This is a genomic window from Streptomyces sp. NPDC051286, from assembly GCF_044455345.1.
In the GTDB taxonomy this organism is placed as follows: Bacteria; Actinomycetota; Actinomycetes; order Streptomycetales; family Streptomycetaceae; genus Streptomyces.
In genome coordinates this window covers 62,595-85,277 of the sequence record NZ_JBITER010000024.1, presented here as the reverse complement: position 1 = coordinate 85,277, position 22,683 = coordinate 62,595, and the positions used below count along the sequence as shown (strand labels likewise).

At 70.2% G+C, this 22,683-nt stretch carries 17 protein-coding genes and 1 pseudogene; 8 read left to right on the top strand and 10 right to left on the bottom strand.

Going from position 1 to position 22,683, the window contains the following annotated elements; genetic code table 11:
- Nucleotides 1-24: 24 nt before the first annotated feature.
- Nucleotides 25-1,428 (bottom strand): exopolysaccharide biosynthesis polyprenyl glycosylphosphotransferase, encoded by a 1,404-nt coding sequence (locus ACIBB8_RS23765; RefSeq protein WP_398955182.1) that lies wholly within the window; start codon nucleotides 1,426-1,428, stop codon nucleotides 25-27.
- 567 nt (nucleotides 1,429-1,995) lie between these two features.
- Between ACIBB8_RS23765 and ACIBB8_RS23760 the strand changes: the two genes are divergently transcribed.
- Together ACIBB8_RS23760 and ACIBB8_RS23755 are read left to right on the top strand one after the other, a co-directional pair.
- Complete coding sequence (locus ACIBB8_RS23760; protein WP_398955180.1) at nucleotides 1,996-2,958, top strand: LCP family protein; 963 nt, start codon at nucleotides 1,996-1,998, stop codon at nucleotides 2,956-2,958.
- Between the two features lie 114 nt (nucleotides 2,959-3,072).
- Complete coding sequence (locus tag ACIBB8_RS23755) at nucleotides 3,073-4,581, top strand: glycoside hydrolase family 71 protein (protein WP_398955178.1); 1,509 nt, start codon at nucleotides 3,073-3,075, stop codon at nucleotides 4,579-4,581.
- A gap of 332 nt (nucleotides 4,582-4,913) precedes the next feature.
- On the opposite strand, the pseudogene ACIBB8_RS23750 reads toward ACIBB8_RS23755, so the two are convergent.
- From ACIBB8_RS23750 to ACIBB8_RS23735, 4 genes and pseudogenes are all read right to left on the bottom strand, one after another.
- Nucleotides 4,914-5,039 (bottom strand): annotated as a pseudogene (locus tag ACIBB8_RS23750) (IS3 family transposase); the annotation flags it as partial.
- A 332-nt stretch (nucleotides 5,040-5,371) separates the two neighbouring features.
- A complete protein-coding gene (locus tag ACIBB8_RS23745) occupies nucleotides 5,372-6,889 on the bottom strand; it encodes a M28 family metallopeptidase (RefSeq protein ID WP_398955176.1) in 1,518 nt (505 codons plus the stop codon).
- Nucleotides 6,890-7,329: 440 nt separating this feature from the next.
- Entirely contained in the window at nucleotides 7,330-7,581 is a 252-nt protein-coding gene (locus ACIBB8_RS23740) for a hypothetical protein (protein WP_398955174.1), read from the bottom strand.
- On the bottom strand, nucleotides 7,578-8,990 hold the full coding sequence (locus ACIBB8_RS23735; RefSeq protein WP_398955171.1) for a serine hydrolase domain-containing protein: 1,413 nt from the start codon (nucleotides 8,988-8,990) through the stop codon (nucleotides 7,578-7,580). Before ACIBB8_RS23735 ends, ACIBB8_RS23740 begins: the two co-directional genes overlap by 4 nt.
- Before the next feature lie 551 nt (nucleotides 8,991-9,541).
- On the opposite strand from ACIBB8_RS23735, the gene ACIBB8_RS23730 reads away from it, so the two are divergent.
- Nucleotides 9,542-10,900, top strand: coding sequence for a TerD family protein (locus tag ACIBB8_RS23730; RefSeq protein ID WP_398955169.1), 1,359 nt, complete (start codon nucleotides 9,542-9,544; stop codon nucleotides 10,898-10,900).
- A 52-nt stretch (nucleotides 10,901-10,952) separates the two neighbouring features.
- On the opposite strand, the gene ACIBB8_RS23725 is transcribed toward ACIBB8_RS23730, so the two are convergent.
- A complete protein-coding gene (locus tag ACIBB8_RS23725) occupies nucleotides 10,953-12,131 on the bottom strand; it encodes a glycosyltransferase (RefSeq protein WP_398955167.1) in 1,179 nt (392 codons plus the stop codon).
- A 58-nt stretch (nucleotides 12,132-12,189) separates the two neighbouring features.
- Between ACIBB8_RS23725 and ACIBB8_RS23720 the strand changes: the two genes are divergently transcribed.
- Both ACIBB8_RS23720 and ACIBB8_RS23715 read left to right on the top strand, forming a co-directional pair.
- Nucleotides 12,190-12,975, top strand: coding sequence for a glutamate racemase (locus ACIBB8_RS23720; RefSeq protein WP_398955166.1), 786 nt, complete (start codon nucleotides 12,190-12,192; stop codon nucleotides 12,973-12,975).
- Nucleotides 12,976-13,043: 68 nt separating this feature from the next.
- Nucleotides 13,044-13,607, top strand: a complete 564-nt coding sequence (locus ACIBB8_RS23715; RefSeq protein WP_398955164.1) for a hypothetical protein — start codon at nucleotides 13,044-13,046, stop codon at nucleotides 13,605-13,607.
- Between the two features lie 188 nt (nucleotides 13,608-13,795).
- On the opposite strand, the gene ACIBB8_RS23710 is transcribed toward ACIBB8_RS23715, so the two are convergent.
- The gene (locus ACIBB8_RS23710; protein ID WP_398955236.1) at nucleotides 13,796-14,926 is read right to left on the bottom strand and encodes an O-antigen ligase family protein; all 1,131 of its coding nucleotides are present in this window, start codon (nucleotides 14,924-14,926) and stop codon (nucleotides 13,796-13,798) included.
- Nucleotides 14,927-15,132: 206 nt separating this feature from the next.
- Between ACIBB8_RS23710 and lnt the strand changes: the two genes are divergently transcribed.
- On the top strand, nucleotides 15,133-16,728 hold the full coding sequence (gene lnt, locus ACIBB8_RS23705) for an apolipoprotein N-acyltransferase (RefSeq protein ID WP_398955162.1): 1,596 nt from the start codon (nucleotides 15,133-15,135) through the stop codon (nucleotides 16,726-16,728).
- Between the two features lie 30 nt (nucleotides 16,729-16,758).
- Nucleotides 16,759-17,238, top strand: coding sequence for an NUDIX hydrolase (locus ACIBB8_RS23700; RefSeq protein ID WP_398955160.1), 480 nt, complete (start codon nucleotides 16,759-16,761; stop codon nucleotides 17,236-17,238).
- A gap of 62 nt (nucleotides 17,239-17,300) precedes the next feature.
- Here the strand turns inward: ACIBB8_RS23700 and ACIBB8_RS23695 are convergent, their stop codons facing one another.
- Nucleotides 17,301-18,683, bottom strand: a complete 1,383-nt coding sequence (locus tag ACIBB8_RS23695) for an MFS transporter (protein ID WP_398955158.1) — start codon at nucleotides 18,681-18,683, stop codon at nucleotides 17,301-17,303.
- A 213-nt stretch (nucleotides 18,684-18,896) separates the two neighbouring features.
- On the opposite strand from ACIBB8_RS23695, the gene ACIBB8_RS23690 reads away from it, so the two are divergent.
- The gene (locus ACIBB8_RS23690) at nucleotides 18,897-19,154 is read left to right on the top strand and encodes a hypothetical protein (RefSeq protein WP_398955156.1); all 258 of its coding nucleotides are present in this window, start codon (nucleotides 18,897-18,899) and stop codon (nucleotides 19,152-19,154) included.
- Nucleotides 19,155-19,488: 334 nt separating this feature from the next.
- On the opposite strand, the gene ACIBB8_RS23685 is transcribed toward ACIBB8_RS23690, so the two are convergent.
- On the bottom strand, nucleotides 19,489-21,945 hold the full coding sequence (locus ACIBB8_RS23685; protein WP_398955154.1) for an ABC transporter permease: 2,457 nt from the start codon (nucleotides 21,943-21,945) through the stop codon (nucleotides 19,489-19,491).
- Complete coding sequence (locus tag ACIBB8_RS23680; protein ID WP_398955235.1) at nucleotides 21,939-22,676, bottom strand: ABC transporter ATP-binding protein; 738 nt, start codon at nucleotides 22,674-22,676, stop codon at nucleotides 21,939-21,941. Before ACIBB8_RS23680 ends, ACIBB8_RS23685 begins: the two co-directional genes overlap by 7 nt.
- Nucleotides 22,677-22,683 lie beyond the last annotated feature (7 nt).

Genomic DNA, 22,683 nt, shown 5'->3' with positions numbered 1-22,683 from the left:
ACTGTGCGGCCACGGGCGGCGCTCTCAGTACGCTCCGCGGCCGTCGACGACGGCGCGGAACGTGCGGGCCACGACATCGACATCACTGGTGAACGACCAGTTGTCGACATAGCTGAGATCGAGCTGGACGGTCTCGTCCCAGGACAGTTCGGAGCGTCCGCTGATCTGCCACAGCCCCGTCATGCCCGGCCGTACGGTGAGCCGCCGCCACTCGACGGACGTGTAGTGCGCCACCTCTTCCGCCAGTGGCGGCCGCGGGCCCACCAGGGACATGTCACCCTTGAGGACGTTCACCAGCTGGGGCAGTTCGTCGAGCGACGTACGGCGCAGCCAGCGACCGACCCGGGTGACCCGGGGATCGCGGCGCATCTTGAACATCAGGCCGTCGTTCTCGTTCTCATGGGCCAGGGCGGCCTTCTGGCGGTCGGCGCCCACCCGCATGGTGCGGAACTTCCACATCACGAAGGGGCGTCCGGCCCGGCCGATGCGCTCGTGGAGATAGAGGACCGGTCCGGGCGAGGACAGTTTCACAGCGGCCGAGACCAGCAGCAGCAGCGGTGCCAGCACAAGCAGGCCCAGCAGGGCGGTGCAGCGGTCCAGGACCCCCTTGAGCAGAGGCTGCATGCCCTCCCGCACCGGCGGGGCCACGCGCAGCAGCGACATCCCGCCGGCAGACCCGGTTTCCAGACGCTTGACGGACACCTCCACCAGGCCGGGCGCCACGAACAACTCGATATCGGCGTCGTGCAGGCCCCAGGAGAGGCGGCGCAGCCGTTCCCCGGACAGTGCGGTGCCGGGGACGACGAGCGCCAGGTCGGCGCGGAGTCGGTGCACCGCGCTGATGACGAGGCTGGCGTCCTCCGTGGGGGACTCCGGGGCGGTGGCGGCGAGCCGTTCCCCGGTCCGGACCCCTGACGCGAACGGGCCCCGTCCCGCGGGAACGGCGCCCACCGCCACGTACGGGTGGTCGGTGCGCGCGGCGAGATGTGCGGTGACCCGGTCCACCGCGGTGGGCTCACCCACCACCAGGACCTTGATCACCGCCTGCGCCCTGCGGCGCACCGCCGTGAGATGCCGGTGTACCGCCTTGCGGCACACCAAGGTCAGCGGCAGGGCGGGCAGCAGCGCGGCCAGGCACAGCGGCGCGCGCAGCCGTATCCCGGCCCCGGCGTGTACCACGGCGAGCACCCCCAGCAGGATGAACCAGTCGTGGAGCACCGGCAGCGTGCCCCGGCTCTCGCCGATGGTGCGTGCCGCATAGCGCGAGCGGAACAACTGGACCCCCGCCCAGGCGAGCCCCGCAACGATGCCGCTCGGCACCGCCCACGGCTGGTGGGCGGCGGAGAGCACCAGAGTGACCGGCACCCCGGCACCGACGAGGTCGGTGATCAGGGAAGTTGGAAGATACCAACGGGACTTGCGTCCCATCCACGGTGAGGTGCGCGCCCGCGAGCGCGCCTTGCGCGATCTGTCGGATTCAGCGGCCTGAACATCCCACATGTACCCCCCCAGGCACGTTTCGCGGCACGAGCGGCTTCATATCGCGAACATCCGTCCGTCGAACATGAGGCACGATGGTGAACAGTACGGCAAACTTGTGGTCGCATGGGAGCGTTTACGTGAACGCCGCGAGAAGTGCCGATCCGTACGAAATCCCGTGCGGGGTCCTCTGGTTGGTCCGGCGGGGTCGATGGACTGGCGGAAAGCGATGCGAACGTCGAACGTGCTGGCTACAGTGTGCGCCCGGTGCGGAAGGGGCCGTACCGCGTCGATGTGGGGGGTTGTGTGGTGGGGGACAAGAACACGGCCGAGGCCGAAGCCACCGGTCGGGACGACGTGGCAGGACGGGAGGAAGGGGCGGGCAGAGCCGGTCCGGCGGGCCCGGACCCGGTCGCCGACGTTTACGATTCCTCAACGGGGCCTTCACAAATGGAGGTTGACACTTCCGGAGTTGCGCCGACTCGACCCCCGCGCCGCAGGAGCCCTGCGCGTCGGGTGCTCCTCGGGGCGTTCGCGCTGCTCGCGGTGGGGCTGCTCATGGTGGGCGGGGTCACCTGGTGGGCCGTCGAGCACTACACGGGGAAGGTCGACCGTCTCTCCGGTGTCTTCCCGACACAGGTCCCCGCGGCGGCACAGCCGGCACCTTCCCGCGGCGGGCAGACCTTCCTCCTTGTCGGCGTCGACAGCCGCTCCGAGCTGCCGACCACGGGCCGTGATGCCAAAGCCCCCGAGTGGAAGTACGGGGCCCAGCGCAGTGACACGATGATGCTGGTCCATCTCCCCGCGGACCATTCCGGCGCTTACGTCGTCTCGCTGCCGCGCGACGCGTGGGTGGACATCCCGGGACACGGCAAGGCCAAGCTCAACGCCGCCTTCTCCTGGGGCGGCCCGCCACTGCTCATCGACACCGTGCAGCGGCTGACGAAGGTTCGCGTCGACCATCTTGCCGTCATCGACTGGGACGGCTTCAAGAAGCTCACCGACTCCGTGGGCGGAGTGGACCTCGTCGTGAACGGCGCCCGCCGCCGGATGAACGGCACCCAGGCCCTGGCCTATGTGCGTGAGCGCCACCACCTCGCCCGCGGCGACTTCGACCGCACGCACCGTCAGCAGTACTTCCTGCGCACGCTGCTGGCGAAGGTCATGCGACCCTCGACCTTCTCCAACCCCTTCAAGGCCGCCGAGGTGCTGGACGACCTCACCGCCGCCGTGAGTGTCGACGACCGGCTCGACGACGGCGACCTGCGTGCCCTTTTGTGGGACAGCAAGAAGGTCCGTCCCGGGAACATGGTGTTCATGAACGCGCCCGCCAGGGGAACCGGCACGATCTCCGGGCAGTCCGTGGTCCTCCTGGATCCCGGCGCCGGCGCCGAGTTGTGGCGAGCCATGCGCGAGGACGCCGTCGATATCTACCTGCAGTCGCACGACGCCGACCGGCTCGGGGCCACGACCCCCTGACGGGACGTCGGCGATCGCCGGAGATGTCTGGCTGATGATGGTTTGCGGGACAACGGGCCACTCGTGCAGTAGAGTTCGCACCAGCGGCCCCCTCGGCGTTCGCGGAGGACACCCATGACGGATCATCCCGCTCGTCCGACGCACGGGCACCGAAGGTCGCCGGGCCGACGGCGTGCCGTGGTCGGTGCCCTGTTCGGTCTGCTGCTGATCGGACTGATCACCGGTGTCGGACTGGCCCGCGACCGCGAGGACGCCGCGCCCCGCGCAGCGCGGGCGAGCGCGACGCTTCCCTTCGACCTGCCTGCCGCCGACGTGTTGCGCGACAGCCCGCATCTGGTCTTCGCGCACTACTTCCCGCCGTATCCGCCCTCCCTCGACAACCAGCCCGCCGCGCACGACTACTACGCCCGTAACTACCTCACGCCGCAGGGCGAGCAGGGCAAGCACGCGGCCTACGGCGGACTGCTGCGCGACCGGCCCCTGCCCGTGCCGCTGTCCAGGGGCGACTGGCAACTCGCCAACCTCGAACGGGAGGTGAGAACCGCACGGGGCGCCGGGCTCGACGGGTTCACCGTCGACATCCTCTCCCTCGACGGCACCAACCGTCAGCGCGTCGACCTGCTGCTGCGCGCGGCGCAGCGCGTCGACCCGGGCTTCCGGATTGTGCTGATGCCGGACATGACGTCCCTGCACACCGACCCGCGCACCCTCGCCGATCAGCTGGCCCGGCTCGCCGCGTCCCCGTCCGCATACCGGCTGGCCGACGGTCGCCTCGTGGTCTCCCCGTTCAAGGCCGAGGCCCAGGACCCCGCCTGGTGGAGCCAAGTCATCGCCCGGCTGCGCGACCACGGCATCGGCACCGCGCTCGTCCCGGTCTTCCTGGACTTCCGCGCCAACGCCGAGAGGTTCGCGCCGGTCAGCCATGCCTTCTCGTCCTGGGGCAATCGGAGCTACACCCGCCAGGACAACGTTCCCGGTGACATCCGGCTCGCCCACTCCCTGGGAAAGAAGTGGATGCAGGCCGTGTCCGTGCAGGACGCCCGGCCCAACCAGGGTGTCTATGACGAGGCGGGCAACACCGCCACCCTGCGGTCGACCTGGAACCACGCGATCTCCGACGGTGCGGACTGGGTGCAACTCACCACCTGGAACGACTACTCGGAAGGCAGCCAGTTCGCCCCCTCACTCCACAACGGCCATGCCTACTTGGACATCTCCTCGTACTACCTCACCCGCTTCAAGACCGGGGCCTGGCCGCAGATCGTCCGCGACACCGTGTACGTCACCTCCCGCGTCCAGTTCGCCGAGGCCGGCGGTGCCCCGCTCCAGCCCCGGCTGATGCGCCCGCGGCCGGGCACCGCGCCCCCGCGCGACCAGGTGGAAGTGCTCACCTTCCTGACCGCGCCCGCCACGGTCTCGGCCCGCGTGGGCACCGTGCCTGACACCTACCGTGCCCCCGTCGGCGCGTACGCCCAGGACCTGCCGCTGTCCCCCGGCCGCAGCGAGGCAGTGGTCCGCCGCGCGGGGGCCACCGTCGCCGCCGTCACCACCCGCTATCCGGCGCGGCGGACGGTCACCGTGCAGGACCTTCAGTACTACGCGGTCTCCAGCGGCCGCCGGTGAACTCCCGGAAGCGTCCTGAAGTGCCTGCCAACCGGCCCTGTTCCACGGCGACGATGCCGCTCATGCGGGCCTGGGCGCGCGTTGTCGGTGCGAGTGGGCTGGTGCTGCGTGGATGCGCGGGGCTCCGTAGGTGCCGCGCGAGTGCTGGTGGACCGCGGTGATCTGACCGGCTAGTTCGACATCACGGACCGCCCGCGGACCGGGTTTTCCGGTTCGGCGGGCGTGGTAGGCGGTTCGGGAGACCTTCAGCAGTTCACACGCGCGCGTGACGTTGTGGCCGCTCTACTTCTCCGCCTCGATGAACGGGTGCACCGTCACCGGGTCTCCTTCGCGAAGAAAGCCATCGCACGCTTGAGGATGTCAACGTCCTCCCGAAGCCTGCGGTTCTCGCGCCGCAACGCGGCCAGCTCCTCACGTTCACTGCTGGTCAGGCCATCCCGTTCACCCGCGTCGACCTCGGCTGGTTGACCCCCAGCCGAACTGCGGTCTCGGTGAGATCGAAGTGCTTGGCGATCTGTTTTGCCGAGCGGTCACCGCGACGGCACAGCTAGACGATCTCGGCCTTGAACTCCGGCGGGAACGAGCGGCGAGGGCGAGGCTTCTTCTTCCCCATGCTCTCCATGATGGACATCCTCCCGGGGCTGAGCCCCTGATCTCCGATGTCCGTCAAAGCGGATCAAGCCCACCTGCCAGGGTCTCCCTCCGCAAGGAACGGTAGCGACCGCGCCTCCCGCCGCAGCATCGAAGGGGAGGGCCGGACAGTCCAGCCCTCCCCCCCGTGTACCGGGAGTTACTCGGTGACCTCGTGGTCGTGGCCCTCGTGCAGGCCACCGCCGCTGCCCGCCGAACCCTGGGTGTTCTGCGGCGCCACCGGCTTACTCAGAAGGCTGGTGTCCCAGGCGTACTGGCCCACCGCGTTGGCGATGACGTCGACATTGACGTCGAACGCCTTCATGTTGATGTTCTTCAGTGTGTCGCAAGCGGCGTGGTAGCAGGCGTCGTAGGCGACACCGGCCTTACCGCCGTACACCTTTGCCTGCTCGGCCGTCTTGATGCCCTCGGCGCCGGTGAAGGTGCCGCCCGCGGGGATGCCCACCTCGATGAACGGCCCGTAGTCCGACCGGCCGGTGAAGTCGGTGCCCTCGTGCGGGACGCCCCGGCTGTCCAGGTAGTCGGTGATCTGCCGCTCCAGCTGCGCCGAGCCATCCGGGCCGGGACCGGCACCGACCTGGTCGGAGTCGTCGCCGTCGTAGACGAACTGGGCGTAGTTCGGCGAGGCGATCATGTCGAAGTTCAGGTACATCTTGACCTTGGCAAGGTCCGCCGCCGAGAGGCTGTTGACGTACGCCTCCGAGCCCAGCAGGCCGAACTCCTCAGCCGACCACCAGGCGAAGCGCACCTTGTTCTTGACGTTCTCGTGGGCAGAGTTCAGGGCCACGTCGAGGATGCCGGCGGAGCCGGAGCCGTTGTCATTGATGCCCGGGCCGGCCGCCACCGAGTCCAGGTGGGCGCCGAACATCACCACGTTGTCGGCGTCGCCGCCCTTGGTCTCGGCGATCACGTTGTAGGTGTGCCGGGTCTCCGCGAAGGTGCGGATCTCCAGGTTGACGGTCACTGCGCCGGCGGCGGCCTTGGCCGCGAGCGCCTCGCCGTCCGCCCGCGTGACGCCGCCGGTCGGGATCTTGGCGACGGACGGGTCTCCCAGGGTGCCGTTGAGCGCGCCCTCGGTGTTGTTGTAGATGATCGCGCCGACCGCGCCCGCACCGGCGGCGGTCTCCTGCTTCTGCGCAAAGGAGCAGCCGCCGCGCTTGATCAGCGCGATCTTGCCGGTGAACGTCCCGGGGGCGTAGTCCTCCGGCTCGCAGCCGGTGGTGGCGTTGACCGGCACCACCGCGACCGGGGCGGTGATGCCGCCGACCGGGCTGCTGGCGGAGTACGTCATGGCGATCAACGGGACGTCCTGCTGCTGCGGCGACACCACCCGCAGGCTCTGCGCCAGCGTCTCGGTGAACGGGTAGTCGAACTCGTTCCGGGTCACCGAGTACCCGGCCTTCCTCAGCAGGCCTTCGACGTACTCGGCCGACTGCCGGTGCCCCTCCGACCCGGCCACCCGGGTGTTCCCGTTCTTGTCAGCGATCCGCTGGAACTGCTTCAGATGCTCGTAGGCATCCTCGGCGTTGCTCTTCTTGACGAGCTTCTTTGCGAGCTTGGCACCCTCCTTGGCAGGGTCGCTGTGGGCGGAGGCGGTGCCCGATCCGATCAGCAGCAGCGGCGCTATGAGCCCTGCGACGGATACGGCGGCTACCATGGTGCGGCGGTTCCGAGCGTTCAAAACGCTTCCTTCCGGCGGTCCATGAGAAATAGGCGTAATGGCCGAAAATAGGCCGAACGACGTACGGCGGTACTCCGAGGCAGGCAGGGACGGCCGGATCGCTCCGCCCCCCTGCCACCGGCAAGGAGAAAGGTATCTGCTCAGTAAACGATTGGTAATGGGTTGACGGGAATCTTTGGCGCCGGCGCCGTCCGTGCGCGGTACCGAGCACATCGATCGGCCGCTGACCCAAACGAAGTTGGCTGGAAGTCACCGGTGCCCGGTGCGGTCGCCCCTCGCATGAGGTCCCTGGCGACTCGGGTGGCTTGCCGCAGGAGCAGTCCAGATCCGTGCCGACGATCGGCAGGCCGTGTTCAGGGTCCGTCAGCAGGTTGGTGATGCCTGCGGTTGCATCAGCCTCCGTTCAGGCCACCCTTTCAACTCGGCGAAGCGCGCGCCGTTATGGAGATGCGGGCAACTCCTGTACTCAGTGCCGCAGAGGTAGGGCGGAAGGGCGGCCCGCTTAGCCTCACCGGCAGTGCCTGCAGGTTCACTCCGCCGGCCCGCAACTGCGGCAGCCAGCGCTCCCGGAAGTACCCCGCCCAGTGGTCCACCGGCCGGGCGACCACCGCGCACAGCAGATCGTTGTGCAGATCGGCTACGACCGCGCGTCGGTGCAGCTCGTTCATCGCTGCGCCCTCCGCTCGGCCCGGCCGGTGTGCAGATACATCGCGTGCCCCTGTCCGTCGTCACCGAGGAAGGCGAGCGGCGCGTGGACCCCGCGCTCCGGCTCGACCGGCAGCAGGGTGTCACCGCGACTGCCGACCAGCTGCGTGCGGTACGGTGCCTCGTCCAGGTCGGCGACGATTCCGCGGGGAGTACGTTCCAGCCACAACCGCCCAGCCGTGTCCCGGCTCACCGTCGTCTGGGCGGAGCTGGACGTGTACGTGCCGACATACCGGGACGCCTCCGCGACGCGAGCGTCCACATCCGGCACCGACGGCGCAGGCAGGTGGACCCCGGCGAGGTCACCGAGGATCCGGCCCGCGATCTCCGTGTACACGCGCCGCGACAGGCCGCCGTTGGTGACGATCGCCACCGCGACATCGCGCTCCGGCACCAGGCGCAGGAACGCCGACTGGCCGATGGTGTTCCCGTCGTGTCCGATGACTCTGCCGCCCGGCAGGTCGAAGAGCTCCCAGCCCAACCCCCAGGCGGTGCCCTGGTCGATGTCGGGCAGCGTGACCTGCGGCCGCTGCATGGCCTCGACGGTTGCCGGGGCGAGCACGCGCCCCCCGTCGGGGCCCCGGCCTTCGGAGAGGTGCATCCGCGCGAAGGCCAGCAGGTCGCGCGGACGCATCGCCAGCATCGATCCGGCCGGCGCGTTCGAGCGCGCCAGCGCCCACACCCGCGTCGGCTCGAGCGGCGCCCCCGGCACCGTCTCGACGTGACCCACCGCCGTGCGGTGGACGATCGCCTCGTAGGGGTCGCTCGCGGCGTGGCTCATACCCAGCGGAGTGAACAGATATCGTCGAGCGCAGACGTCGAACGGCTCCTCGCGCAGCACCTCGACGATCCGCCCGAGCACGCAGTACCCGGCGTTGTTGTACGAGAACATCGCGCCCGGCCCGAAGAGTTGCGGCACCTCCCGCAGGACGTCCAGGTACTTCTCCAGGCAGTTGTCGCCCTTGCCGGTGTCGGTGAAGATGTCGCCCTCGAAACCCGCGACGTGACTCAGCAGGTGCCGCGTGGTGATCCGCCGCGTCGCCTCCTCGTCGGCGATCCGGAACTCCGGCAGGACGGCCCGCACGGGAACGTCCAGATCCAGTCGCCCCTCGTCGACCAGCTGCATGACCAGCGTCGCGGTAATCACCTTGGTGATCGACCCGATCTGGAACAGGGAGTCCACCGTGACGTCGACCCCGGTGGCCGTGCTCAGCACACCGGCCGCGGCTTCTATCACCTGGTCACCGGCGCGGACCGCCACGGCCGCCCCGGGCACCTGGCTTTCGACGAGGAGATCCGGCAACCGACGGCGCAACCAGACGCCGATCTCCTCCAGCCGGTTCAGCGGATCCGTCCCGTCCGTCTTCTGCACAGCATCCCTCCCTGCTCGATTGCGCAGGAGCATAGGACCTGCGAGAACCGTCCTCTTCGTCTACTGCCACCACATGTGGCCCGGGCATTGGTACGGTCGGCCGAACCGGTCCGCCCGGGTCGAACGAACAGTGTCACTCGGGTTGTTGGAGCGGTCGGCGGCAGGGCGGCCTGGGTGCGGGAGCTGGACACCGCCCTCGTCAGGGGCAGTGCTGATCTCACGGTGTCGTGCGCCGAGGACCTGCCAGGTCCACATGAACGAGGATCCGATGTTGTGACCAAGCACTACTAGTTTCCACACAGGAGCCCTCGGTCGAAGGGCTCCCGTTGGGGAGCCCGATAAGAGGGTTGGTTGACGAGATGTGAGTGAACCGCGATCCCCAATGCGAGCGAACTTGGGAAAAGGGCGCCGAGACGCGTTGTCATCGTGTACAGGGCCAGTTCGCGGGAGGTTACCGGCGGATCGCCGGACGGGACCCGGCGCGACTGTGGGCGCCGTGGCAGGGTGCGGATTAGGTTGGCACGGAAAAGTCTTCGGCAGCCGGACTCGTGATGGGGGCGAGCATGACCATGCAAAAAGGAGCCAATGTTCCGGTGGCGGCCCAGGCCGTGCGGGTCGAATTGGGGTGGCGTACCGCTCCGGGGGCGCCGGACGTGGATGCATCGGCGCTCCTTCTCGTGTCGGGAAAGGTGCGCAGCGATGCGGACTTCGTCTTTTACAACCAGCCGGTGCATGGCTCCGGCGCGGTGCGTCATGAGGGCAAACGGAACGCCGCCGGCGGTGTCACGGACAGCCTTGCGGTGGATCTGGCGCGGGTGGAGCCCGTCATCGAGCGCATCGTCCTGGCCGCCTCCGCGGACGGTGGCAGTTTCGGGCGGGTGTCAGCCCTGTACGTACGGATCACGGACATGTCGAACGGCTCGGAGATCGCGCGCTTCGACAGTGCGGACGCGACGGTGGAGACCGCGTTCATTCTCGGTGAGCTCTACCGTCGGCAGGGCGCCTGGAAATTCCGCGCCGTGGGGCAGGGATACAGCAGCGGCCTCGAAGGTCTCGCCACGGACTTCGGCATTTCCGTCGACGAGCCGCAGCGACCCCAACAGCCTCAGCAAGCGCACCAGCCTCTTCAATCTCAACAACCGCGAGCAGCAACACGAGTTGACCTGCCGCCCCCGCCCCGGTTCCCCCCGCACGCCCAGCCCCCGGCTGCCGCGCCGACGGCGCCCCCGGCGCCCCCTGTCACGCCGCCCGTATCGCCGTCTCCTCAGCCCGTCCGGCTCTCCAAGGTGACGCTCACCAAGGAAGCGCCGTCCGTCTCCCTCGCCAAACAGGGCGGCACGTCAGGAGTCATGCGCGTCAATCTCAACTGGGAGGTGCGCAAACAGTTCAAGAGCTGGGGCAGCAAACTCGGCAGGGCCGTCGCCAACCACGCGGATCTCGATCTTGATCTCTGCGCCCTCTACGAACTGACCGACGGCAGGAAGGGAGTTGTGCAGGCACTCGGAAACGCCTTCGGCGCTCTCGGGCAGCCCCCATATATCCACCTCGACGGGGACGACCGCACCGGCGCCGTATCCACCGGCGAGAACCTGACCATCGACCTCGACCACAAGGACCGGCTCCGCCGAGTCCTGATCTTCGTCACCATCTATGAAGGCGCCCGGAGTTTCGCCGATCTGCACGCGACCGTCACCCTGCGGCCGCAGCACGGCGCCCCGATCGACTTCGCACTCGACGAATGCACCGTTCCCTCCACCGTCTGCGCACTGGCACTGATCACCAACAACGGGGGAGACCTCACCGTGCAGCGCGAAGCCCGCTATCTCGTACCCGAACGCGGGGTGAGTCCGCAGCGCACCATCGACTACGCCTATGGGTGGGGGATGAGCTGGACACCCGGCCGTAAATGACCCCTGGTCCGTCCGGGGCCCGCCACTGCGGACGGACCGGTGTTCCCTCCGTTCATCGGTCCGGTGCGGTCCCGGGACGGGCGTAGGTGCGTCCCTTCCAGGCCGCGCCGCGGCCGCGGTGGTGCTGCACTGCCGAATCCACGGTCATCAGCAGATACAGCACGGCCGTGAACGGCAGCAATGGCGCGAGCCACATCGACTGCCGGTAGTAGCCGAGCATCGGCATGTACGTCCCCGCCATCACCGCCCACGCCGCGCCACCTGCCCACGCCGCCGGCCGATCGCCGCCCAGCAGCCCCGCCGCCAGTGTGACCGGCGGAGCGAGATAGACGAGCGCGAGACCCAGCAGCGTACCGATGAGCAGAACGGGGCTGTGCCGCAACTGTGCGTACGCGCTGCGGGAGACCATCCGCCACAGATCCGCGAGCCGGGGATACGGCCGCACACTGTCCACCCGCTCCGCGAGCCCCAGCCAGATCCGCCCGCCGCTGCGCTTCACCGCACGCGCCAGCGACACGTCGTCGATGACCGCCTGCCGGATGGACTCCGGAACCCGCGCCCGCTCGGCGGCCCCGGTCCGCAGCAGAACACAGCCGCCCGCCGCGGCGGCGGTCCGTGCCTTCGCCCGGTTCACCCACCGGAACGGATAGAGCTGTGCGAAGAAGTACACGAACGCCGGCACGACAAGACGCTCCCAGACGCTCGCCACCCGCAGCCGGGCCATCTGCGAGACCAGATCGAACCCGCCGGAACAGGCGGCGGCGACCAGCTCCCGCAGGCTGTCCGGCTCATGCGCGATGTCCGCGTCCGTGAGCAGCAGAAATTCCGGCGCCGGCTCCCGGGCCCGCGCGAGCGCGATCCCGTGCCGTACGGCCCAGAGTTTGCCCGTCCAGCCGGACTCCGGCTCCCCGGGAGAGACCACCGTCACCGGCAGCCCGCCGTACCGCACGGACAGCGCGCGGGCGAGATCACCGGTGCCGTCCTTGCTGCAGTCGTCGACCAGGAAGATCTCCGCTGCCCCCGGATAGTCCTGCGCCTGCAGCGATGGCAGGCTCACCGGCAGCATGTCGGCTTCGTCACGCGCGGGCACGACGATCGCGACCGACGGCCAGTGGTCCGGCCCCGCACGGCGAGGCAGCCGCTGGTCGGTCCGCCAGAAGAACCCCTGTCCCAGCAGCAGCCACACCCACGCGGCCAGCGAACCCACGGCGATCCAGGCAACGGCGCTCATTCGCCGCAGTCTGCCCCACTCCGACAAGACCGCAAGGGCGGTCGACTATGGTGACCGGGTGAAGATCGCGCTCATGGACTCAGGAATCGGCCTGCTCCCGGCGGCCGCCGCGGTACGTCGGCTGAGGCCCGACGCCGATCTGGTGCTCTCCTCCGACCCCGACGGCATGCCGTGGGGTCCGCGGACACCGCAGGACCTGACCGCGCACGCGCTGGCCGTGGCCCGCGCGGCCGCCGCCCACCGGCCCGACGCACTGATCGTCGCCTGCAACACCGCCTCCGTACACGCCCTGCCGGCGCTCCGTGCCGCGCTGGAAACCACGCTGCCCGTCATCGGCACCGTCCCCGCGATCAAGCCGGCCGCGGCCGGCGGCGGACCCATCGCAGTCTGGGCGACCCCCGCCACGACGGGCAGTCCCTACCAACGCGGACTCATCCGCGAATTCGCCGGCTCCGTCGACGTCACCGAGGTCCCCTGCCCCGGTCTCGCCGACGCTGTGCAGAACGCGGACGAAGCCGCGATCGACCGTGCCGTCGCCGCAGCCGCCGCGCTCACTCCACCGGGCGTACGGGCCGTCGTTCTCGGCTGCACCCATTACGAACTGGTCGCCGAACGGATCCGTGCCGCCGTACAGCAGCCCGGCCTGCCGCCCGTAGCACTGCACGGCTCCGCCGGGGCCGTCGCCGCCCAGGCGCTGCGCCGGATCGGGGTCGCACCCGCCCCGTCGGCCGAGCCGGCGACCTCCCTCACCGTGCTCCTGAGCGGCCGTGATGCCGAGTTGCCGGAAGCGGCCCTGACCTACGCCGAGGGGCGGCTGCTGGCAGCCGTCAGCCCCGCCCGCTGACCGTTCGTCGACGCGGTGAGGACCGTTGGGCCCATCCCGGATACCCGGATTCTGAGTACCCTGCTGGCATGAGGGACCACCCCCGGAAACCGAGCGAGACCGGCGCCGAGGCGGCTCCCGCCGTCTGGACCGGCCGGGCCACCAACAAGGCGCAGTGGGTGCTCGCCGCGACTGGTGCGGCGTGCCTGGCACTGGGTATCGAGCTCGCCGTGACCTCCGACTGGACCTCCGGCATCGCCCCTCTGCTGATGTCGGTGATCGGCTGCGTGGCGGCCGGACTGCTCATGCTGTTCGGGACGCTCGCCTTTGTGAACGTGGCCGTGCGGGTCGACGGAGACGCTCTGGAAGTGCGCTGCGGCCACCTGGGTCTGCCGCGCCGGCGGATCCAGCTCACCCATGTGGTCGGGGCGGAGTTCGTCCCCCGGGTCACCCCCCGCCACTGGGGCGGCTGGGGCTACCGCTGGCGCCCCGAGCAGGGGACGGCCGTGGTGGTCCGCAGGGGAGAGGGCCTGGTGCTCAAGCTCGGCGACGGCAGGACGTTCACCGTGACGGTGGACGATGCGGAAGCGGGCGTACGGTTCATCCGCGAACGGCTCCACCTGCCGGCGGCCGACGCGGCTGCCGGGGGCTGAGAGCCTGTCGGATGACCTTCGATCGGAGAGCGGACGCGGCATGGTGCGTGCGATTCCAAGGCGCCGGGATGCCCTGGTAGCGGAGCTACCAGGGCATCCCGGCAACGCCGGAAGCGTGCGTGCCAGGGCGTGGCCGCCCGATCAGAGGTCACCCGACAGGTTCTGAGCGGTCAGCAGTGCCGCACCCGTCAGAGGGGGGTGCGACCGGCCCGCGGACGGCGTCCGGCCGCGGTCCCCGTCCCGTACGCGGCACGGTCCGCAGCCTCGTCACTCTCCGTACCGGATGTGCCCGGCGTGCCGTCCCCGATCGGCTGCCGGGCCGAGGCCAGCCCCGCGAGCAGCCCCACACCCGCCGTCACCGGCGTGAAACTCAGCGCGTTCGCGACACTCGCCAGCGCCGCCAACGCGGTGAGCGCGGCGCCCGCAGTCAGGACGACCGCCGTGGCGCGGGGTGAGCGCCACAGTACGTACAGCAGCCAGCCGAACGCCGCCCCCAGCAGTGCCACCCCCACGATCCCCTGCTCGGCGGCCTGCTGCAGCGGCGCCGAGTGGGGTTTCCCGTCCGACCGCACGGTCTGCTGGGAGGTGGGGCTGAGCTCGGCGAACCGGCCGGGTCCGACGCCCAGCAGCGGATGCTCCTCGGCGAGATCCACCGCGTCCTGCCAGAGCAGCACCCGGTTCCGGGTGAGCTGCCCCTCCAGAGAGACCATCAGTCCGTCGGGCAGCGCATCCTCGGCCACCGCCCATGACGTACCGACGACCAGCGCCGTGACCAGCGCCAGCCCGGTCAGACCGAGCAGTCTGCGGTGTATCCGGACCGCGGCCAACGAACTGAGCAGCACCCCGAACGCCGTGATGAAGCCGGCCACCGAGTGCATGGCCGACGCGGCACAGGCGGTGCCGAGCGCGAGCAGTCGCAGCGTGAGACGCACCGGTGCCCGGCGGGCCGCCGCGGCCGCACAGCAGGCGGCGCCCGCGGCCAGCACCAGCAGCGCGGCCGCCGCCCCGGTGTGACCGGGCGCGACGTCGGCAGCGGCGGTGGCGCCCGGCATACCACCGCGCGAGGCGAGCGCCAGGGCGAGGGCGGCGACGGCGGCGACCGCCGCGGTGGCCACCGGCAGCAGCGTGCCGCAGATCCGGCCGCAGACGAACCCTGCGGCGACGGCCAGGAGCGCCAGCAGCACACCCTCCGGCCTGGACTCCCGTCCGGCCGCGCTGATCAGGGACCAGATCGCGCAGGCGGCGAGGATCACGGCTCCGGCGGCATCGGACGCGTTGCCGCCCTCCCGAGCCCCGTACCGGCCCGCCCGTGCAGCCATCATGTCCGACCCCCCGAACTGTGACCGTCCCGTCCACGACGGCCGGATCCGGCCGGTCGGCGGGGGACTGGCGCACACGGTAATGGGAGTGGTGCGGGTTTGTGGAGGAAAAGCGCAGGAATGATCCGGCCGGAAGCATTCCGAATGGATCCCGGTACCGCCCCGGGGCTGCCCCGCGCTCTCCTCACCACCGTAGACTCCGCCAGGTGAGCGCCACCATCACCCCCGTCGACGACCCGCAGTTCTCCGCCACTCAGCCGCGGGGGAGACGGTTCCTGCCGCGGCTCGCACGACCGGCCGCGGCCGCACTGTCGGGTGTGCTGCTGTATCTGAGCTTCCCGCCCCGACCGCTGTGGTGGCTGGTTCTGCCCGGTTTCGCACTGCTCGGCTGGGCTCTGCACAGCCGTCGGCTGCGCGCCGGATTCGGCCTCGGCCTGCTCGCCGGGCTCGGCTTCATGCTGCCGCTGCTGCACTGGACGGGCGAGGAGGTCGGTCCGTTGCCGTGGCTGGCGCTCGCCGCCGCCGAAGCGCTGTTCGTCGCCGTGGGCTGCATCGGGGTCGCCGCCGTGTCCCGGCTCGCGTGGTGGCCGGTCTGGGGCGCCGCGGTCTGGGCCCTGGACGAGGCGGTCCGGGCCCGGGTGCCGTTCGGCGGGTTCCCCTGGGGCAAGATCGCCTTCGGGCAGGCAGACAGCGTGTTCCTGCCGCTCGCGGCGGTGGGCGGCACGCCGCTGCTCTCGTTCGCGGTGGTGCTGTGCGGCTTCGGACTGTTCGAAGCGGTGCGTTCCTTCCGCGCATACCGCAGCACCGGTCGGATTCCCCGCGCCGCAGTCTCCGCCGCGGCCGCGACCGTCCTCGTACCCCTCGCCGGGGCGTTGGCCGCGCGCCCGCTCGTCGACGACTCGGCGGAGGACGGAACCGCGACCGTCGCCGCGATCCAGGGCAACGTGCCGCGCCTCGGACTTGACTTCAACGCCCAGCGCCGCGCCGTTCTTGACAACCACGCACGCCGCACCGAACAGCTCGCCGCCGAGGTGAAGGCGGGCAAAGTACCGCAGCCCGACTTCGTACTGTGGCCCGAGAACTCCTCCGACCTCGACCCCTACCGCAACGCCGACGCACGGATCGTCATCGACGAAGCGGTGAAGGCGATCAACGCCCCCACCGTGGTCGGCGCGGTCATCGAGCCCGACACCGGCAAGCTGCGCAACACCCTCATCCAGTGGGACCCGTCGGGCGGCCCCGTCGCCACGTACGACAAGCGCCATATCCAGCCGTTCGGCGAGTACATGCCGATGCGTTCCTTCGTACGCATCTTCAGCTCCGACGTCGACCGGGTACAGCGCGACTTCGGACCGGGTAAGAAGGTCGGCGTGTTCGACCTTGCGGGCACCAAGGTGGGGCTCGTCACCTGCTACGAGGCCGCGTTCGACGACGCCGTACGGGACACCGTCGAACACGGCAGCCAGTTGATCGCAGTCCCCAGCAACAACGCCACCTTCGGACGCAGCGAGATGACGTACCAGCAGCTGGCCATGAGCCGGGTGCGGGCCGTGGAACACAGCCGGTCCGTCGTCGTCCCCGTCACCAGCGGCGTCAGCGCGGTCATCCGCCCGGACGGGACGATCGCCGAGCAGACGAAGATGTTCACCCCGGACGCGCTGGTGGACAAGGTGCCGCTGCGCTCCTCGATGACCCCCGCGACCCGGCTGGGCACGCTCCCCGAGGGGTTGCTCGTGCTGATCGCCGCAGCGGGACTGGGCTGGGCGACCGTCAGATCGGTACAGGCGCGCCGAGGGCGCTGAACGGTGGCATGGGCCACGTAGGGTCGGCGCATGGCTATTCCTGACTTCATCCGTGAAATCCGTGCCACGGCGGGCACACAGCTGCTCCTGCTGCCGGGCGTCAGCGCCGTGGTCTTCGACGACGAGGGCAGGGTCCTGCTCGGCAGACGCTCCGACACCGGCAAGTGGGCGCTCATCGGCGGCATCTGCGAGCCGGGGGAGCAGCCCGCCACGACGGCGGTGCGCGAGGTGTACGAGGAGACCGCCGTGCACTGTGTGGCGGAGCGGGTGGTGCTCACCCAGGCGCTGAACCCCGTGCAGTACGCCAATGGCGACCGGTGCCAGTTCCTGGACATCACCTTCCGCTGCAAGGCGACCGGCGGTGAGGCGCGCGTCAATGACGATGAGTCCCTGGAGGTGGACTGGTTCCCGCTTGACGCCCTGCCGCCGTTGAACGACTTCGGTCTTTTCCGGATCAAGCAGTCCCTGACCGACGAACCGACCTGGTTCGAGCCGACGGTCCAGCCGTGACGCGGTAGTACGCGCACCGTGGCCGGACGGGCCGGTTCCCCGGCCCGTCCGGCCACCGGAACTCACGCGGTACGGGCATCGGCGGGCAGCACCGCGGGCGCGTCCGGCTCCGCCGTCGCCTCGATGTCCGTGAGATCCCGGTGGCGGGTCTCCTTGGCGCACACGACCGCCAGCACGGTGATGAGCGCCGCGGCGATGACGTACAGCGAGATCGGTGTCGAGGTGTGGTAGTCCGCGAGCAGCGCGGTGGCGATGAGCGGCGCCGGAGCACCGGCCGCGACCGATGAGAACTGCGCACCGATCGACGCACCCGAGTACCGCATCCGGGTCGCGAACATCTCAGAGAAGAAGGCCGCCTGCGGTGCGTACATCGCCCCGTGGAAGATGAGCCCGACCGTGACGGCGAGCAGCAGGCTGCCGAAGCTACGACTGTCGATCAGGGCGAAGAACGGGAACATCCACAGCCCCACACCGACCGCCCCGATCAGATAGACGGGCTTGCGGCCGATCCGGTCCGACAGCGCACCCCACATCGGGATGACCGTGAAGTGGATGGCGGAGGCGATGAGTACGGCGTTCAGCGCCGTCTGCTTGCTCAGGTCGGCGGCAGTCGTCGCGTAGACGAGAATGAACGCGGTGATCACGTAGTAGCTGATGTTCTCCGCCATCCTGGCGCCCATGGCGATGAGCACATCCCGCCAGTGGTGCCGCAGCACGGCGACGAGCGGCATCTTCTCGGTGGCCGACGCGGCCGCCTTGCGCTCCTCGGCCCGCTCCAACGCCGCCTTGAACACCGGCGATTCATCGACAGAGAGACGAATCCACAAGCCGACGGCCACCAGTACGCCGGAGAGCAGGAACGGGATACGCCAGCCCCACGCCTCGAAGGCCGAGTCCGACAACAGCGCGGTGAGGGCGGAGAGCACTCCGGTGGCGAGCAACTGCCCGGCCGGCGCCCCGGTCTGCGGCCAGGAGGCCCAGAACCCTCGCCGCTTCGCATCGCCGTGCTCCGACACCAGCAGTACGGCCCCGCCCCACTCACCACCGAGGGCGAAGCCCTGCACCAGACGCAGCACTGTGAGCAGTACGGGAGCGGCGGCGCCGACGGTGGCATGCGTGGGCAGCAGCCCGATGGCGAAGGTCGCACCTCCCATCAGCAGCAGGCTCAGCACCAGCAGCTTCTTGCGACCGAGCCGGTCGCCGTAGTGCCCGAAGACCAGGGCACCGAGCGGCCGGGCGGCGAAGCCGACCGCATAGGTGAGGAAGGAGAGGAGCGTTCCGACGAGCGGGTCGGAGTCGGGGAAGAACAGCTTGTTGAAGACCAGCGCGGCTGCTGACCCGTAGAGAAAGAAGTCGTACCACTCGATGGTCGTGCCGATGAGGCTCGCGGCGACGATGCGCTTGAGGTTGGAGGGGGGTGGAGGAGCGGTCGCGGGGGAGGACATCGGCACCACTTCCTGGTATGTGACGGGGACGTTTGCGTGTCGCCACACCGTAGGAATGCGCAGGTCAGAGGCGTATGTGGTGGGACACCATAGTTCTGCGTGCCGAAGTGCGCGTGCCCACCATGGGGGTGCTGCCGGCGCCCCCGCGAGGGCTCGGCCAGCCCGCGAAGGGTGTTGTCCATGGGTCTGGCCAGCCTCCCGCAGAAGTCCTGGATGATCAATAGAAGTCGGGTGCCGGCCGCGGACCTCGCAGCCGACCCCGACGCCTGGCTCCGCCTTCTCGCCCTGCACTGCCGGGACAAGCTGTCCGACGCAGAACCTGCCACGATGCGGTTCCGGATCTACCATCTGCCCGGCCGGCTCGCGGTCCGCGCCCGACGCCGCAACCGTCGCCTCGACCCCAGCTGGCCATGGTCCAAAACGTTCATCCTGGCCTGGTGGCGACTCACCGACCTGACCGCCGGCACCTGACAAGCGGGCCCGGCCCCAACGAAGGCCAGGAAGGAGAACCGCACGTCCCGGGCTCGTGGAACCCGGTGCTGCCGCAGCGACACGCGAAGGCCCCACCTGGCCACCATCGGGACAAACGGGGCGAAGTCACCGCCTCACGCGGCAGCGATCACCACTGAAGAATGGAGGCTCACGCTCCGTCAGGAGATTCCTGGGCCACTGCGGCCTCCGGTCCTCCCGGATCTCGAAGCCCACTGCAACTCCCTCTGGACGGGGTTGTTGTAACGACCTCTTGAGATGAACGCTTCTGGGCGACGGTGACGGTCGCCGCCGCACAGGACCCGATCTGGGGAGGTCACTCCCGCACACCTGCCAGCTCCACCGCCCTACGGCGCAAGGAGAGCGCCGCAGGGACGACCGAGAAGACCACGGCGAGCACCACGCAGGCGCCCACGACCCCGCCGATCGTCGCCCACGGGATCTCGATCGAGGTCCACACCGACAGCAGGCCCAGCGCGCCCCACATGCCCATCAGGTTGAGCCCGGCGACAAGGAGTCCCAGCACCGCGCCGACCGTGACCACCACCAGCGCCTCGGCGCCCACCAGCCGCAGCACCTGCCACCTGGTGGCTCCGGCCAGCCGCAGCACGGCCAGGTCACGGACCCGGTCGGAGGTCGCCATGACCATGGTGTTGGCCAGCGAAATGCCCGTGTACAGGAGGGCGATGCCGAGGACCAGCAGGAAGCCCAGCCGGGTCGTGCGATTGGTCTCGGGGTAGGTTGCCCGCACCCACTGGTCCTTGGTGAAGACCTCTCCGCCCGAGGTGTGCACCACCTCGCGCAGTCCGGCGGCCACGGTGGTCGCGTCGGCACCGTCCGCGAGGGCCATGTCGACACGGTCGACGGACGCGCCCGGGGCATTGCGCGGGGTGACGTAGACACCGTTGTTGCCGGTGCCCGTGGCCATGACCGCGACGATCCGCAGCGTTTTCTTCGTACCGTCACCGAGCCACACGTCCACCCGCTCGCCCACGGCGTGCCGCTCCCACTCCTCGTTGACGATGATCGAGTCGTCGTCGAGGTCGCTCACCTTGCCGGCGGCCAGCGGCAACCGGGTGGTGGCGGCGAGCAGTGCGGGTTCGGCGGCGCGGGCCTCGGACTTGAGGAGCGCAATGCCATCCTCCAGGACGTAGACGGCACTCGACGAGGTGGCCGACACTTCGGCGCCGGGCACATCGCGCAGCTTTTCCAGCGTCGCCCGGTCGAAGCCCGCGCCGCCGGCCGGGGTGATCACGAAGCCGGCGGCTGTCTGCTCTTCCACCTCGGTGGCTTTGGCCTCGTTCAACGTGGCGGTCGCGCCCAGCAGTGAGCCGGCCAGCGCGACCGTGACCAGGACGGGCGCCGCGACGGCGGCGGTGCGTCGGACACCGGCGGCCGCGTTCTCCCGCACCAGCATCCCGGTGGCGCCGGGCAACTGGGCCGGGAGCCAGGCGATCAGCCGGGCCAAGGGGCGTACCAGCACCGGTGCGAGCAGCGCGACCCCGGTGATCAGCAGCATCGGCCGGCTCACATAGGTCTTGCGGTGCAGCAGGTCGGTCGGGTCGCTCACCAAGGCCAGGCCCAGCGTCACGGCCGCTGCCAGCAGCAGGGCCACGCCGAAGAGCCAACGGCCCCATGTCATCGCCCGGGTGTCCACGGCCGCCTCGCGCAGCGCCTCGGTGGGGCCGGTCCGGCCAGCCCGCCAGGACGCGGCCACCACACCGCACAGCGCGACGAGCAGGCCCGTCCAGAACGCCATGTGGTACGGCCAGGTGTCATCGCCGATGGTGAACCATCGGGGGGCGAGGCCGCCCTCGACCACCCACTCGGCCAGTTTCGGCGCCCCGTACGCCCCGAGCACACAGCCGGTGGCAGAGGCGAGCACGCCCACCACGAGGGCCTCGGAGACGATCATGCGGCGGATCTGACCCGGAGTGGCCCCCGCGGTGCGCAGCAGACCGAACTCCCTGCGCCGCTGGGCGACCGCGAACGCGAAGGTGGACGCCACGACGAACACCGACACGAAGCCGGTGACTCCGCCGGCCGTGCCGAACATGGCGTTCATCGCGGTGAGGGCCTTGCTGTCCCGGTCGGGATCGGCGTCGGCGAACCTGCGCGCGTCACCGGTGAGGACCTGGGCGCCGTCGCTGTCCCGCACCGCCTCGCGCACGGCCGCCTCGTCGGCGTCCATGGCGACCTGGAAGCTGTGCGGCGACAACTCGGCGGCACGTTGGTCGGTGTAGAAGACAGCGTTCTCGAAGCCGAGACCGGCGACGGTGCCGACGACCTGTACGGTGCCGCCATCGGTCCGTAACCGGGCGCCCGGCCGGGCCCAGTCGCCGCTGACGACCACCTCGCCGGCGGTGCGGGGCTCGCGTCCCGCTTCGATGCGGTACGGGGCGAAGGCGGCGGTGGACCAAGGGTGCCCCACCAGGTCACCGGGCCCGCCCTGGGCCCGTACGGGGAACGACCGGTCTTCGACGACGCTTCCCAGCTCCTTCAGCCGGGCGACGACCTCGCCCGGCACAGGCCTGGGGTGCGCGAGCTTCTGGGTCCGGTCGCCGATCGAGGTGGGTACCCGCAGGGTGTCCGCGCCCTTGACCACGACCGGGGCGGCGGCGAACCGCTCGGGTTTGCGATCGGGGGCGTCGAGCGAGGACGCCAGCGCCAGACCCATCACGGCGAGCAGCGCGACGCCCAGCGAGAGGGCGACGAAGCTGCCGACGAAGGTGACCCAGCGGGTGCGCAGGGTGTGCAGGGCGGTGCTCAGCACGGTACGGCCTCCAGCTTGGTCATGCGCGCGGCGATGTCCTCGGCGGAGGCTCCGATCAGCTCGCCGTTGAGCCGGCCGTCGACGAGGAAGACCACACGGTCGGCGTAGGAGGCGGCGACCGGGTCGTGGGTGACCATGATGATCGTCTGGCCCTCGCGGTCGACCATGCCGCGCAGCAGGGTCAGCACCTCGCGGCTGGTCTGGGAGTCGAGGGCGCCGGTGGGTTCGTCGCCGAAGACCACCTCCGGGCGCGTGATCAGGGCGCGGGCCAGCGCGACCCGCTGCTGCTGGCCGCCGGACATCTCGGTCGGCCGGTGCCGGGCGCGGTCGCCGAGGCCGACCTGCTGGAGCACCTCGCGGACCCGATCCTTCGGGGGGCGGCGGCCGGCCAGGCGAAGGGGCAGCGCCACGTTCTGCTCGGCGGTCAGGGACGGCAGCAGGTTGAACGCCTGGAAGACGAAGCCGATGCGCTCGCGGCGCAGCAGGGTCAGCTTGGTCTCGCTCAGCTTGGTCAGCTCGGTGCCGCCCACGGTGACCGAACCCGACGTGGGCCGGTCCAGCCCGGCCGCGCACTGCAGCAGCGTCGACTTGCCGGAGCCGGAGGGGCCCATCACGGCGGTGAACGTCCCCGTGGGGAAGGCGAGCGAGACCTCGTCGAGGGCGGTGACGGAGGTACCGCCGGAGCCGTACCGCCTGATGACGGAGCGCAACTGGATCGCGTCTTTACTCATGTGTCCC

Bases quoted from the DNA above. Each gene is read 5' to 3' on its own strand.
- ACIBB8_RS23765 (WP_398955182.1), bottom strand. From the start codon at position 1,428: ATGGGACGCAAGTCCCGTTGGTATCTTCCAACTTCCCTGATCACCGAC.
- ACIBB8_RS23755 (WP_398955178.1), top strand. From the start codon at position 3,073: ATGACGGATCATCCCGCTCGTCCGACGCACGGGCACCGAAGGTCGCCG.
- ACIBB8_RS23745 (WP_398955176.1), bottom strand. From the start codon at position 6,889: ATGGTAGCCGCCGTATCCGTCGCAGGGCTCATAGCGCCGCTGCTGCTG.
- ACIBB8_RS23740 (WP_398955174.1), bottom strand. From the start codon at position 7,581: ATGAACGAGCTGCACCGACGCGCGGTCGTAGCCGATCTGCACAACGAT.
- ACIBB8_RS23730 (WP_398955169.1), top strand. From the start codon at position 9,542: ATGGGGGCGAGCATGACCATGCAAAAAGGAGCCAATGTTCCGGTGGCG.
- ACIBB8_RS23725 (WP_398955167.1), bottom strand. From the start codon at position 12,131: ATGAGCGCCGTTGCCTGGATCGCCGTGGGTTCGCTGGCCGCGTGGGTG.
- ACIBB8_RS23715 (WP_398955164.1), top strand. From the start codon at position 13,044: ATGAGGGACCACCCCCGGAAACCGAGCGAGACCGGCGCCGAGGCGGCT.
- ACIBB8_RS23710 (WP_398955236.1), bottom strand. From the start codon at position 14,926: ATGGCTGCACGGGCGGGCCGGTACGGGGCTCGGGAGGGCGGCAACGCG.
- ACIBB8_RS23700 (WP_398955160.1), top strand. From the start codon at position 16,759: ATGGCTATTCCTGACTTCATCCGTGAAATCCGTGCCACGGCGGGCACA.
- ACIBB8_RS23695 (WP_398955158.1), bottom strand. From the start codon at position 18,683: ATGTCCTCCCCCGCGACCGCTCCTCCACCCCCCTCCAACCTCAAGCGC.
- ACIBB8_RS23690 (WP_398955156.1), top strand. From the start codon at position 18,897: ATGATCAATAGAAGTCGGGTGCCGGCCGCGGACCTCGCAGCCGACCCC.
- ACIBB8_RS23680 (WP_398955235.1), bottom strand. From the start codon at position 22,676: ATGAGTAAAGACGCGATCCAGTTGCGCTCCGTCATCAGGCGGTACGGC.